This window comes from Sutterella wadsworthensis (assembly GCF_003315195.1).
GTDB classification, from domain to species: domain Bacteria; phylum Pseudomonadota; class Gammaproteobacteria; order Burkholderiales; family Burkholderiaceae_F; genus Sutterella; species Sutterella wadsworthensis.
Genome location: NZ_QNRV01000001.1, coordinates 16,435 through 29,765, shown reverse-complemented (window position 1 = coordinate 29,765; position 13,331 = coordinate 16,435). Strand labels below are relative to the sequence as shown.

Below are 13,331 nucleotides of genomic sequence, written 5' to 3'. Positions count from 1 at the left end.
TTATCGACTACTTTCACATGCGAATGATTCGCTTTAAAACTCCCATCCCGAATTCTCCGATATGCATTGATTTTTCTAAACATATTCTGAAGCGTCCGCGCATGCAATACGATTGATTTGCATCTCACCCCACGACAGTTCACTTAGGGGACAACCCGAATTGCGAATTATTTTTAATAATGAATATCTAAGAAATTCAAAAGCATTTTGAAGGTGTAATATTCAAGCGTCGCCGGAACACGAGTACACGGAAACGTTGAAACAGTAGCGCTCCGAGCACCCGGACTCTTGAAGCATCAAGGGGCGCGGCACAAAGACTTCCGGCGAAAGGATTGAGCCTTTCGACGCATGGTCAGAGGAATCCAATAAGATCCCTCAGGATCTAAACAAAAAAACTCAAATTGAATAAAAGAGGAACAAAAAATGGCACTCAATCAGGCTACTAAATACGGTCTTTTCTTTGTTGGCGGCATCGCTGTCGGTGCTCTCGGTATGGCGCTCGTTTCTCGCGGCAAGCTCAACATTAAGCCGCTCGCCACAGATCTCCTCGCCTCCGGCATTGACCTTCGCGACAAGGCGCTTGCTGCCGTAGACGGTGTCAAAGAAGACCTCGCCGACGTGGTTGCCGAAGCTCAGGTGAAGCAGCAGGAAAAGAAAGAAGCTCAGGAAAAGAAGGAAGCTGTTCCGGCTGCCGCCGACTGCTGATTTTCTCTGCGGCCGCACTCCACTTTGGCCTGATCGGGCTATAAATAAGTGCGGCGGCGCGGAAGCAAACATTCCGAAGCGGCCCGGAGGGAAACTCCGGGCCATCATTTTGCGGCGCACGCCGTACGGGTCTCGACCTTTTGGGAAACGTCGAAGACTCGACAAAAAGGAATAAGAGAAGAGAGGCTTTCCTCATGCATTTCTATTTGAAGCATGCCGTCGGCAACCGTGAACGCTGGAAGACAGACGACACGCTCTCGCACGCAAGTGCGGTCATCATTGCCAATGAAGTGGCTGCTATTCCAGGCGTTACCGGTCTTGTCGTCAATCCGCGTATCGGCAGCGTAACGCTGACCGTCGCCGACGCCGCTGCCAAGGCTCGAACCCTCGCCTATTTTGAAAGCCTTGCAGTCAATCCGCCGATTCTGCGCCCTGACCGTGCAGTCATTGCAGCTGAAGATCTTGAAGCCGCAAAACGGTGCGGTGAAATGGCGCTTCAGCCGCTGCGCCGGGAAGATCTGCCGCCGGGCATCGTACCGCGCACCATTTATGAAATTGAGCGCGGCTTCACAACAATGCCGTTGCTCAATGTCTTCTCACGGTTGCGGGACCTTCTCGGGAAGATTTTCCCGGGACTCTTTATGATCGGCCGCACTGCCGCCAAAGCCGCGCAGGTTGGTCAGGCAATGGGCAAAGCCGCACTCACCCGCCGTACGGGAGAGGCACCGGCGCCGATCGAAGATGATGCTGAACTCGACTTCTCGAGCCTCGCACGCTACATCTTCCTGCGTCCCTTCCTGCCGATGGTCGTGAATATCGGCAACGCAGTGCTCGATTCCATTCCCTACCTCATTGAAGGCGTGAAAAATGCCTTCCGCGGGAAACTCAACGTTTCGGTACTCGATGCCTCAGCGATCTTTGTGTCGCTCCTGCGTCTTGATTTCGGAACCGTGGGTCTGCTCACGCTGCTTCTCGGCTTGGGCGATATGCTCGAACGCTATACCCGCAAGAAGTCACTGGCGTCGCTTGCCGATCAGCTGGCTATTAAGGTTGATCAGGTCTGGGTTCGCCTTCCTGACGGCCAACTTGCGCAAAAGCAGCTCAAAGACCTTTCGAAGAAAGATCTGGTCGTCGTGCGCTCGGGCTCGGTGATCCCTGTTGACGGCGTGGTTGTTTCCGGTGATGCGGCAGTCAATCAGGCGACGATGACGGGTGAACCTCTTCCCGTACACCGTACCGTGGGCGGCAGCGTCTTTGCCGGCACTGTCGTTGAGGACGGTGAAATCGACATTCGTCCGACAGCATTGGGCGACGCCTCACGCCTTTCACAGATTGTGAGCTTCATTCAGAACAGCGAAGCGGCCAAGGCCGGCATTCAGGGCAAAGCTGAACGCCTCGCCGACGCCATCGTCCCCTACAACTTCCTGCTCGCCGGTCTCGTCTTCTTCTTTACGCGTGATCTCACCCGTACGGCTTCCGTACTGATGGTTGACTACTCGTGCGCCTTGCGTCTGGCAACGCCGCTTGCCATTCTCACTGCAATGCGAAACGGCACCGAAAAAGGTGTACTGGTGAAAGGCGGCCGTTATCTGGAAGCGCTCTCCGAAGTTGACACCGTTGTCTTCGATAAGACGGGCACACTGACGCAGTCCACTCCGGTGCTCTCCGACGTCATCCCTGTCGACGGCGTTACGAGTGAAGAAGAACTGCTGCGCTTAGCTTCCTGCCTTGAAGAACATTTCCCGCACCCGGTTTCGCGTGCGATCGTTCGTCAGGCGCAAGAACGCGGCGTCATTCACGAAAACGAAGTACACGACACCGAAGTCCGCTACATCGTTGCGCACGGCATCTGTTCTTCTGTAGCCGGCCGCAAGTGCTTCCTCGGCAGCCGCCACTTTGTGCAGGACGACGAAGGCATTGATATTTCCCCGGCCAAGGATGCGATTGCACGTCTTTCTTCCGAAGGCAAATCAATCCTCTACCTTGCTGTGGGTGATCAGCTTGCCGGTGTCCTCGGCATCGAAGATCCGCTGCGTCCGGAAGCCAAAGAAGCCATTGCTGCTCTGCGTGAACGCGGCATCACCAAGATCATGATGCTCACGGGCGACGACACTCGCACGGCCGCTCACGTAGCCGCCAAGCTCGGCCTCGACGGGTTCCATGCTCAGGTGCTCCCGCAGGACAAAGCTAAGCATGTGCTCGAACTCAAAGCACAGGGCCGTAAGGTTCTGATGGTGGGCGACGGCATTAATGACTCCCCGGCGCTCTCAGCAGCTCATGTTGGCGCAACGCTTCGCGACGGCACCGATATTGCTCAGGAAGTAGCCGATGTGGTTCTGACGCGCAACAATCTCGCGGACCTTCCGACTGCAATCGAACTGGGCCGCGCGACGATGGGCCGCATTCATGAAAACTTCGCCGTTTCAGTTTCGCTCAACACCTGCTTCCTCGCAGGCGGCTTGACGGGCATGCTCATGCCGGCAATTGGCGCGCTTTTGCATAACGCCACCACCATCGGCGTCTGCCTGAATGCTATGCGTCCGACGCTTGGCAAGTCGAAGAGCTTTACCGAAGCCGTGAGCGAAATCCAGGCGAATCTTCATGGTACGCTATCGAAGATTGAAAACAGCGCTCCGGAAAGTGAAAAGCCGATCAACCTGCCTTTCACGCAGGCCTGATGCCTAACGTATAAGAGAACAATAATGCTAGATCCCAAAGAATTCGTGCGCTCCATCTGTCACGGGCGCGCCCGTATCCGCCACGCCTCTCTGCGCGGACTTTCACCTGAAGAGGTTGAAAGTCTGACGACGATGATTGCTGGATTCGACGGCATCACTTCTGTGAAGCTCAATCCGCGTGTCGGCAGTCTTCTCGTCACATGGGATGAGACCAAGACTAATGCGGAATCGCTGCTTGCCGCTGCTCAGTTCTTCCTCCCCGACGAACCCGCAGCGGAAGAAGCCGCCGAAGTCTTTGAAGGTGCGCAAGACCAAGATGCACAGCCTGAAGCAGCAAAGACCCCCTGCTGCGCAGGCGCCTGCCTTGCCGAGCACCCCGCCAAACTCGTTCGAGAAGCCGGCAGCCTCGTCAAAAGCGGGGCTCATCGGGCGCTCGACCTTCTCGCTCCGGTCGTCGCCCCTGACGTTAAGGCGGGCGGTCGTACCCGCCGCGTTACGCAGAATCGTCTGATGGCAGCGGGCTACGCACTCTCCCTTGCGGGTCTCGCATTCCGCGGCGCTAAAGCCCATTTGCTTTTCGGTGCACTCTTCACGGTGCTCCTCGGTGTTCACCTTTATCAACACCGCCGCGTTCTTTAATTTAGGCGTTCAGTAAAAGAGCAATTTCGAAATCGCTCTTGAACGCATTAGAATGCCCTTTGAAAGCGGGCATCCGGGTTCTCTGCCTGCAGGCAGTCGCACCCGGATGCCCGTTTTTTTATTTCCCGACGTGCGGCAGCCCTTCAGCGGCCTCTATTTCACGAGCCGTACGACTTTATAACGCTCCAAAGAATCTCCTAACTGTTATGAAGCTCTGGCTCAAGATCTCGCAGGGATTGGCTGCGCTGCTTCTCTCGGCTGCCGCACTGTCGCTGCTCCTATTTGCCGGAGCACTTATCCTCGGACTGGCAGCAGCGGCCCTCATTGCGGCTGCCGGACTCTTTCTGGCGGCTCCCGACGAAGCTAAAACGGGACTGAAAAATGTCGCCGCAGCACTCGAAAAACTCGCTGACCGATTTGCCAAATCAGTCAATGACATGGGGCAGGTAGTGCTTGCCTGCTTTGGCGCCCAGCAGGCCGCCCCTAACACGCCTCATGAAAGCAGCTCCGGCGAAAACATGTCGTCGCCTGACAACACCTGTAATTCAACCCGCACAGCAACGGATGATCCGTCCGGCCCGCATGCCGCTCAGTGAGTCTACCAACATCTGTTTCAACATCGATTTTGCAGACATTCCTACTTCTGGCCGCCTTATCCAATTTGTTTTTTCCGGATATTTCATTTTGTTGTTCGCAAACTGAAACGTGATACGCATTTCATTTCGTTTGCATGCACGGAGATTTGACCATAGGCAACGTTTGTGCTTACAGCCAAGCGCAAAGATTTGAAAATAAGAAAGGTTCTCGTTACTATTCCCCCTGTCACATTTGGCTACAAGGACAAATACCTATGACAGAACCCCGACAGATCCGCACGCTCGCGACGCTCGATCTTAATGAACCGGCCACGGTCGCGCGGATGAAGCTGCCTGAGGCTGAAGTTTCACGCCTTTCCGATCTCGGCATGAGAATCGGCAGCACTGTGCGTGTTCTTCAGGCTTCCGAGGGTGAACCCCTGCTTGTTGCCGTCGGAGACGGCCGCATCGGCGTCAATTTCGCCGTTGCGCAAAAAATCTATGTCTACTAAGAGGCTCCTTAAATGTTTCTAAAAGAACTGCCCGTTGGCTCCAAGGGCAAGATCATCGGCTTTGGTAAGGAACATCCTGAATACCGCCGCCGTCTCGTGATGCTCGGAGCAACTCCCGGCACCACTTTCGAAGTGGTCCGCATCGCCCCTCTGGGCGACCCAATCGAAATCCGTGTACGCGGCAGCTTCATCAGCGTTCGACGCGACGAAGCGATGCTGATGGAAGTCGAAAAGCTATAAGTCGGCGCTGACCCTCAAGCGTCTACTACACACACAAAAAGGTTATAAACGATGAGTCAACATATCGTCTGCGTGGTCGGCAATCCGAACTGCGGCAAGACCACGTTTTTCAATGCCCTGACTGGTTCGCGCCAACGCGTGGGCAACTGGCCCGGCGTCACGGTCGACAAGAAGACCGGTAATTTCGAATACCGCAACGAAAAGATCGAGCTCGTCGACCTTCCCGGCATCTATTCGATTACGCCGGCAGCCTCCTCCGGTGAAGATGAACGCGTCGCCCGTGACTACATCCTGTCGGGTGAAGCTGAAGCGGTCATCAACATTGTTGATGCCTCGAACCTCGAGCGCAACCTCTACCTCACGGCCCAGCTGATCGAAATGCGTGTGCCGATGATCGTCGTGGTCAACATGCTCGACATCGCCAAGCAGCATCGTCTTGAAATCCGTTTGGAAAAGCTTCAGGAAGCGCTCGGCTGCCCGGTTGTCGGCATCGTTGCCAGCCGTGAAACCGGCCTCAACGACGTCAAGGATACCCTTGTCAACTTCCTCGAACATCCGACCATCCCGCCGATGGCCGTTGAATTCGACGAAAAGATCACCAAGGCGATCGCTGCGGTTTCTGAAGATCTCAAGAAGCAGGGCGTTGAACGTGCCCCCTGGTTCGCCAGCCAATTCATGGAACGCGCTCCGGGTCTTGAAGAAAAACTTCCGAACGTCAATGCCGCCAACGTCGAAAAGATCGTTGCCGACCTCGACAAGGAATACGACGGCGACCTCGATATCGCCATCGCCAACGCTCGCTACAACCTCGTGGCCAACATCGCCGAGAAAGCGATTGTCCGCGTCGGCGAAGCTTCCGCGACGCTCACCGACAAGATCGACCGCGTTGTCCTTAACCGCTGGCTCGGCCTGCCGATCTTCCTTTTCATCATGTACGTGATGTTCCTGTTCACGCAGAACTTGGGCGGCGCGTTCATTGACTTCTTCGACATTCTGGTCGGCGGCGTGATGGTCGACGGGTTCTCTGAACTCCTGACGAACATCGGCAGCCCCGAATGGCTCACGGTCTTCCTGGCCAACGGCATCGGCGGCGGCCTCCAGACGGTCTCGACCTTCATTCCGGTCGTCTTCTTCCTCTTCCTCTTCCTCGCGCTGCTTGAGGACTCGGGCTACATGGCTCGCGCGGCGTTCGTTATGGACCGCCTGATGCGCGCTCTCGGCCTTCCGGGCAAGGCTTTCGTGCCGCTGCTCGTCGGCTTCGGCTGCGGCGTTCCTGCCGTGATGGCTACCCGTACGATGGATCGTGCTTCCGACCGCATTATTACGGTCCTGATGGCTCCGTTTATGTCCTGCGGTGCTCGCCTGCCGGTCTACGTTCTGTTCGCCACGGCTTTCTGGCCTGAAAATGGTCAGAACCTCGTGTTCCTGCTCTATATCATCGGTATTCTCGCTGCCATTCTGACGGGCTTCTTGCTCAAGCATGCTGCGCTGCCTGGTGCCGCGAGCGCCTTCGTGATGGAAATTCCGCCGTACCACATCCCGACTTTCAAGGGCGTGATGCTTCGTACGTGGGACCGCGTGAAGACCTTCCTCTTCCGCGCCGGTAAGGTGATTGTTTCGATCGTTGCAGTGCTCGCCTTCTTGAACTCCCTCGGTACTGACGGCACGTTCGGCAATGAAGACTCCGATAAGTCTGTGCTTTCGGAAATCGGCCGCGACATCGTTCCGATCTTCGCTCCGATGGGTGTTCAGGAACAGAACTGGCCTGCCGCTGTGGGCGTCTTCACCGGCATCTTTGCGAAGGAAGCAGTGGTTGGTACGTTGAACTCCCTCTACGACACTATCACGCTTGCAAAGGCTGAAGAAGAAAAGGCTGCCGACGGCGCTGCTCCTGCTGAAGAAGCTGCTCCGGAAGAAGAAGAAGGCGGCTGGTCCTTCACCGACACCTTCAACGAAGCTGTTTCGACCACTTGGGAAAACCTGAAGGGTCTCGGCGACGCTCTGGCTGACCCGATGGGCATCAAGGTTGAAAGCGACCTTTCTGATACGGCTGCTGAAGCTGAAGCTCAGGAAGTTTCTGCCGGTACGTTCGACACGATTAAGATCCTCTTCGGTTCTCAGTCTGCTGCGTTCGCCTACCTGCTGATGGTTCTGCTTTACATGCCCTGCTGCGCTGCTATTGCTGCCATTTACCGTGAGGTCGGTGCTGCCTGGACGCTCTTCTCTGCCTCCTGGTGCACGGTGCTCGGCTACACCTCCGCTGTTATCTTCTACCGCGCCGTGAACTTCAGCTCTGCGCCGGTCTACGCGACTGTTGCCATCCTTCTGTCGCTTGCCGCCATCGTCGGCATGTACTTCTGGATGAAGACCTTCGCCAAGAAGGAAGACGACAATACGCCGAAGGTGATCCCGATCCATTCGGCCCATTAATCTCGTCCAAAAATCATCAGAGCCGTCCGCCGCATCCTGCGGCGGACAACCTTATATAAGCCTCGCAGGCATACTGTCTGCGAGGTCTTTTTTTTTCATACAGCTGAAGCCCGCTCTGCCGTTCCTTGCGACATAGAATTACCCGCATGCACACTGCATTTTGCGAAATGGCCTCAGTCCATGGTTCGTGAAATGCAGCATTTAAGGAGGCATGACATGTTTAAGCCAATTAAATCTTGCATTTTTGCCGGAGCACTCGCTTGCGCTCTCACGGGTACGGTGCTCGCTGCCGGTCCGTTGAAACCCGTCGACAATCCCGCTCCCATCGCGGCCAAGGGGATTGGACAGACTCAAGCACTCAATGCCGTAAAGAACGCAGCTCAATTGCGTAAATTCCGTGTTGTCAGTACGCATGGCAACGTCGTTAAGCTCGCCTATCCGAGCGGACCTCGCGCTCAGAAATTCGAAGCTCAGTTTGATGTCGTATACGAAGGCTCCAAAATTGCCGTGAAGTACGCATCGAGCCGCGGCTTAGATGCCGGCCCCTGCCAAAATGACGCCAAGCAGATCTGTCTGCACCGCAATGTGAATAAATGGATGGCCAATCTTGCCTCCGACATCACCAAAGAGCTTGGCCGCGCTCACTGACGCAGCTTCAAAAACAACCTAACTGCGGCTCAATGAGCCATATTCCCCGTCTGAAGTTCGTGCGGCTGCCATCCAGCCGCACGCAGACGGCACTGACGAGTGCTGTCTGGATCCTCTGTTTTCTCTAATAACTCACCTCCATGAATTCGATTTTTCCCTGGCTCGGCATCGCCGTACTCATTCTTTGCGGATGGGCGATTGTCAAAAAGTACCAAGTCAACATGGTGCTGCTCCTTGGCGGTCTGATTCTCAATCTGCTTGCCTTTTGGGGCGGCGCAGAGATCTTTCCGAAGAAATTCTCAGCCACCGGCATCGTTGGCTTTGACCTCATTGAACTCCTGCGTACGATCAGCGTCTCACAGGTGAGCGGCGTCGGCTTCCTGATCTTAATCTCCGGCGGTTTTGCAGCCTATATGCAGGCAATCGGCGCCTCCGACCGCTTCGTCACCGTCTGCGCTAAACCGCTTTCGCTGATCAAGAATCCCTATTTGATTCTCGCCGCCGTTTTTACCGTTGGACACTGCCTCGGTCTGGTCATCACTTCAGCGGCCGGCTTAGCCATGCTGATGGTTGTAACGGTTTATCCGCTCATCATCCGAGTCGGCTGTTCACCGCTCGCCGCGGCTGCGGTCGTTGCAAGCGTACTGGCCATCGGTTACGCACCGGCCTCCGGAACCGCCAATTTTGCTTCGGAATTGGTGCACCTGGATCCGATTGAGTACCTTGTCCGTTATCAGCTGCCAATGGCCGTTCCAACCATTCTTGCAATGGCTGCCGCCCATGTCGTCACGCAGTACTGGTTTGATAAACGCGAGGGACGAGGCATCGTTGCGGACCTTTCGGAACTTGAACAAAAACGTGAAAAGCTCGAACAAACCCCTGCTTTTTATGCCTGCCTGCCGCTCCTGCCCATCGCGCTCCTTTTGGTCTTCAATAAATTCGTCTGGGGCGTTTCGATGAATGTGGCTACGGCTATGTTCATTGCCTGGATTGCATCCTTCTTTATCGATCTCATCACACGTCGAAATATCAAGGAATCCTTTGATTTGTCATTCGCCATGTTCAAAGGAATGGGTTCCATCCTCACATCAACCGTCGGCTTGATCTTCGTTGCGGCTTTCTTTGCCAAAGGTCTGCAGAACATCGGCATCGTTGCACTTCTGATGCACGGCGCAGATTCAATTGGTCTCGGCTACACCGGCTCCAGCGTGGTGCTTTCGGCTATTGTCGGTGTCGTCACGGTTCTCACGGGCTCCGGCGTTGCCGCCTTCACCAGTTTGGGACAGCTTGTTCCGGCTGCGGCACAAAGTTTTGGCGAAAACGGCATCTCCATGATGCTGATGATGCATACCGCTTCCGAAATGCTTCGCGCCATGAGTCCAGTCGCCGGCGTCATTATTATCGTGGCCGGCTTTGCCAAAGTTAACCCGCTCACCATGGTGAAGCGCACGATTGTGCCTTGCCTCACCGGCTATGTGGTGATGCTCATCACGGTTTCAGTGCTCTTCTGAAGCACTTTGCCGTCGATGACCGACTGCTGAGCATCCTCGGCAGTCAGCCCAACGGGACGCCTCCAGCGATGGAAGGCGTCCCGGTTATTTTGACCGGCAGGCTTAAAGTTCCAAAACCCGCTCAAGAAAGCCTTCCACGGCGGACTGCGTTTGAGGAAGTGCAAAGAGCGTGTGGGGTGCTCCCGGAATGAGCACAATGGACGCGTCGGAGTGGTTCGCCAAAGTTCTGCCGGCATGGCCGAGCGCTGAAGGATTGTCCAGCCAGCTGTTGGCCTGAGAGAAGAACTTATCGGCGGCGCTCATCACATTGAGAACGGGCATGTCCTGCGGAATCGCCGTGCGGTGAGCGGCAACATGATAATTGTCCTCACAGGACCAGGAAAAGATCATGCGTGCGCATTCGGCTTGGCCCTTGGGAGCCTGAAACCGTGCGGCAGCAACACCGCCTTCGCTCGTGCCGGCTACGACATAGCGCCCGTCAAACCCGGGCACTTCGGTTAAGCGTGCTGCCGCATTGGCCAGTTCAGCCGAGCGCATGACATGAATGCGCTCATAGTCATCGCGCGAAACGGGCGAAGTGTAGGTTATGCGATCCTTGAGCACGAAGGAGTTCGGGCAGAGAAACCCGATGCCGAAGGAGGCCAGCCATCGGCCGAAGGCTTTGAGGGGCTCCCCGATGCCGGAGCTGCCGTGTGCAAACAAAACAAGCGGTTCGGCCTCCAGACGAATCTTTTTCTTTGGAAAGTCTTTTAGAGGCCCTTCATAAATATCCCACGGCGCAGTGAAATAGGCATTTTCAAAAGATTCCGCAAGCGACGACTCGGTATGCCGATCTGCATGGCCCGCCATCGAACCTGTGATTTCAATAGTCATTGCATTCCTCCAGTTTTGTTCTGCACCGCTCTCACGGATGCCGATCCGCAGTCATTATGCGTCCGCAGACGCTCTGATGAATTGCAAAGCAAAGCGGACAGAACGACACATCGTCGAACTGTCCGCTCAAAGCGTACTGCTCAGCATTTCAGACCGAAGGCTGAAATGCACCGTTCGCCATTAATGCTTTTCGAGGGCTTCTTCGTGTTCAGCCTGATCAGCGGCGTAGTACTTCGCTTTTTGACTTGGCGTGGAGAGGTACATATGCAGCGCTTCGTTCTTAACTTCGCCGCACCAGTGGCCGACCACCACGCAGGCAATGCCGTTGCCGATCATATTAGTAAGCGCTCGCGCCTCACTCATAAAACGGTCAATGCCGAGAATCAAAGCCAGCCCCGCCACCGGTACGTGGCCCACAGCGGAAAGGGTTGCTGCCAGCACAATGAAGCCGGATCCCGTCACGCCTGCCGCCCCCTTGGAGGTGAGGAGCAGCACGGCGAGCAGCGTCACCTGCTGCATGATCGTCATATTGACGTCACAGGCCTGAGCGATAAAGACAGCCGCCATCGTCAGATAAATTGCCGTTCCGTCAAGGTTGAAGGAATAGCCCGTCGGAATCACCAGCCCCACGACCGAACGCGAAACGCCGGCTCTTTCCATCTTGGTCATCATGCGGGGAAGCACCGATTCCGATGACGATGTGCCCAATACGATCAGGAGCTCCTCCTTGATGTAGGCGATGTAGCGCATGACGGAGAAACCGTGAATGCGGCAGATGGCGCCGAGCACAATGAAAATGAAGAGCAGACACGTGGCGTAAAAGGTGCCCATGAGCTTTGCAAGCGGCAGCAAAGATGCGATGCCGTACTTACCAATGGTGAACGCCATTGCGCCGAATGCACCGATCGGCGCAACGCGCATGATCATGCCGACGATCTGGAAAAGAATTTGGGAGCTCTTTTCGATGAGATCGAAGACGAGCGTACCGCGGCCGCCGAACTTATGCAGCGCAAAACCGAAAAGGATTGAGAAGAAGAGCACCTGCAGAATATCGCCCTGAGCAAAGGCGCCGACTACGGTGCTCGGAATCACGTTCATCAGAAACTGAGTCGTAGTCTGCATCTTGCCTGGTCCGGTATAGGCAGAGACAGCTGACTGGTCGAGTGTTGCCGGATCGACATGCATGCCTGAACCCGGCTCAACCACGTTGACGATCACCAGACCGATGATCAGAGCGATTGTCGAAACGACTTCAAAATAAAGAAGTGCCAGGCCGCCCGTTTTCCCGACCTTCTTCATATTCTCCATGCCGGCAATGCCTGTCACAACCGTACAGAAAATGACCGGCGCAATGATCATCTTAATTAAACGAATGAAGCCATCGCCGAAAGGCTTCATTTTCTCGCCCACTTCAGGCCAGACAGCACCTAAGACGATGCCAATTACGATAGCGCAGATGACTTGAAAGTAGAGGACTTTGTAGATCGGAGTTTTTTTATTGGTTGCGGCTTCAGACATCACTTAAGCGTCCTTGTTGGGAATGCGGCAATGGGGCTTCAATTGAGCATGCGCGGCCGCATCCCTCCGATCAGTCCGCGGCAAGTTTCTTTCAAGCCGCACACTCCCATTGGGTTTCCACCATTCTCATTTCAAGCCCCTCCGGGGACCAACAGCCTTACGGCTGTCTTTTGATCCTAAGAAGCTCTGGAACAACCAAACCGCGGTTTAGTGCATAGGCGACTACTTCCAGGTCAAAGATCTCACGATTTGTAAAGGATTTTAGGCTTCCATGCATCACGTATAAACGGGATGACACAGTCCTTTTCGCACGCAGGATAAAAAAAAGCACGCTCCCTGCTTTTCAGATGCAGGTGCGTGCTTACGCTTGCGATTAAGCAATGATCAGCCGGCGACAGCCTTCTTCAGCGCAGAGCCTGCGGTGAACTTCGGACGCTTGCCAGCCGGGATTTCGAGCACTGCGCCCGTCTGGGGATTGCGGCCGGTACGAGCCTTGTAGTCGGCCACTTCGAAGTTGCCGAAGCCGATGATCTGAACAGCCTGCCCCTTGCTGAGTTCTTCAGAGACAGTTTCGAAGAAGGCGCCGAGGACTTTGGCGGCGTCGGACTTGGACAAACCAGCCTTCTGAGCAACAGCGGCGGTCAGTTCGGTCTTATTCATGGATGCTCTCCTTGATATGGATTCCCGTGCGGGAACAATTCCCGTCGCGGCGACCTTAGGATAAATATGCCTTTCCACAGAGGCCAGAATCAACCACTGCGACAGGTGAGGCACACTATAGCCAAGAAAAAACGATTTGCGGAGGGCCCTACAGGAAAATATTCATTCGCTCGATAGCCGACAAAACGCATCATCATGCTGTTTGCTTGAATAAACCAACGGGCAAAATCGGCTGCCAGCAAACAAATGCGACAGGATTTGTCTCAAAACTCAACACGGTTTCGATTGGACGGATGTAAGAAAATCAACGAAGTAGAAGTACCCTGCTTTTTGCTCAGCCGG

The 13,331-nt window shown here is 55.2% G+C and carries 12 protein-coding genes; 9 read left to right on the top strand and 3 right to left on the bottom strand.

Going from position 1 to position 13,331, the window contains the following annotated elements; all coding sequences use genetic code 11:
- Positions 1-423: 423 nt before the first annotated feature.
- The 9 genes from DES29_RS00120 (at position 424) to dcuC (ending at position 9,938) form a co-directional block, all read left to right on the top strand.
- On the top strand, positions 424-705 hold the full coding sequence (locus DES29_RS00120) for a hypothetical protein (protein WP_005430153.1): 282 nt from the start codon (positions 424-426) through the stop codon (positions 703-705).
- A 194-nt stretch (positions 706-899) separates the two neighbouring features.
- Positions 900-3,383, top strand: coding sequence for a heavy metal translocating P-type ATPase (locus DES29_RS00115; protein ID WP_021994648.1), 2,484 nt, complete (start codon positions 900-902; stop codon positions 3,381-3,383).
- Positions 3,384-3,407: 24 nt separating this feature from the next.
- Entirely contained in the window at positions 3,408-4,022 is a 615-nt protein-coding gene (locus tag DES29_RS00110; protein WP_016474128.1) for an HMA2 domain-containing protein, read from the top strand.
- 206 nt (positions 4,023-4,228) lie between these two features.
- A complete protein-coding gene (locus DES29_RS00105; RefSeq protein ID WP_016474127.1) occupies positions 4,229-4,618 on the top strand; it encodes a hypothetical protein in 390 nt (129 codons plus the stop codon).
- Positions 4,619-4,872: 254 nt separating this feature from the next.
- Entirely contained in the window at positions 4,873-5,109 is a 237-nt protein-coding gene (locus DES29_RS00100) for a FeoA family protein (protein WP_005430147.1), read from the top strand.
- 12 nt (positions 5,110-5,121) lie between these two features.
- Positions 5,122-5,349, top strand: a complete 228-nt coding sequence (locus DES29_RS00095; protein WP_005430145.1) for a FeoA family protein — start codon at positions 5,122-5,124, stop codon at positions 5,347-5,349.
- Between the two features lie 51 nt (positions 5,350-5,400).
- A complete protein-coding gene (gene feoB / locus DES29_RS00090) occupies positions 5,401-7,779 on the top strand; it encodes a Fe(2+) transporter permease subunit FeoB (protein WP_021994649.1) in 2,379 nt (792 codons plus the stop codon).
- Between the two features lie 216 nt (positions 7,780-7,995).
- Positions 7,996-8,427 (top strand): hypothetical protein, encoded by a 432-nt coding sequence (locus tag DES29_RS00085; RefSeq protein WP_021994650.1) that lies wholly within the window; start codon positions 7,996-7,998, stop codon positions 8,425-8,427.
- 140 nt (positions 8,428-8,567) lie between these two features.
- The gene (dcuC, locus tag DES29_RS00080) at positions 8,568-9,938 is read left to right on the top strand and encodes a C4-dicarboxylate transporter DcuC (protein ID WP_021994651.1); all 1,371 of its coding nucleotides are present in this window, start codon (positions 8,568-8,570) and stop codon (positions 9,936-9,938) included.
- Between the two features lie 102 nt (positions 9,939-10,040).
- On the opposite strand, the gene DES29_RS00075 is transcribed toward dcuC, so the two are convergent.
- The 3 genes from DES29_RS00075 to DES29_RS00065 form a co-directional block, all read right to left on the bottom strand.
- A complete protein-coding gene (locus tag DES29_RS00075; protein WP_016474121.1) occupies positions 10,041-10,811 on the bottom strand; it encodes an alpha/beta fold hydrolase in 771 nt (256 codons plus the stop codon).
- 180 nt (positions 10,812-10,991) lie between these two features.
- Positions 10,992-12,329: a dicarboxylate/amino acid:cation symporter gene (locus DES29_RS00070; protein WP_005430139.1), complete on the bottom strand. Its 1,338-nt coding sequence runs from the start codon at positions 12,327-12,329 to the stop codon at positions 10,992-10,994.
- Positions 12,330-12,713: 384 nt separating this feature from the next.
- Positions 12,714-13,067, bottom strand: a complete 354-nt coding sequence (locus DES29_RS00065) for an HU family DNA-binding protein (RefSeq protein ID WP_227058033.1) — start codon at positions 13,065-13,067, stop codon at positions 12,714-12,716.
- Positions 13,068-13,331: the final 264 nt, after the last annotated feature.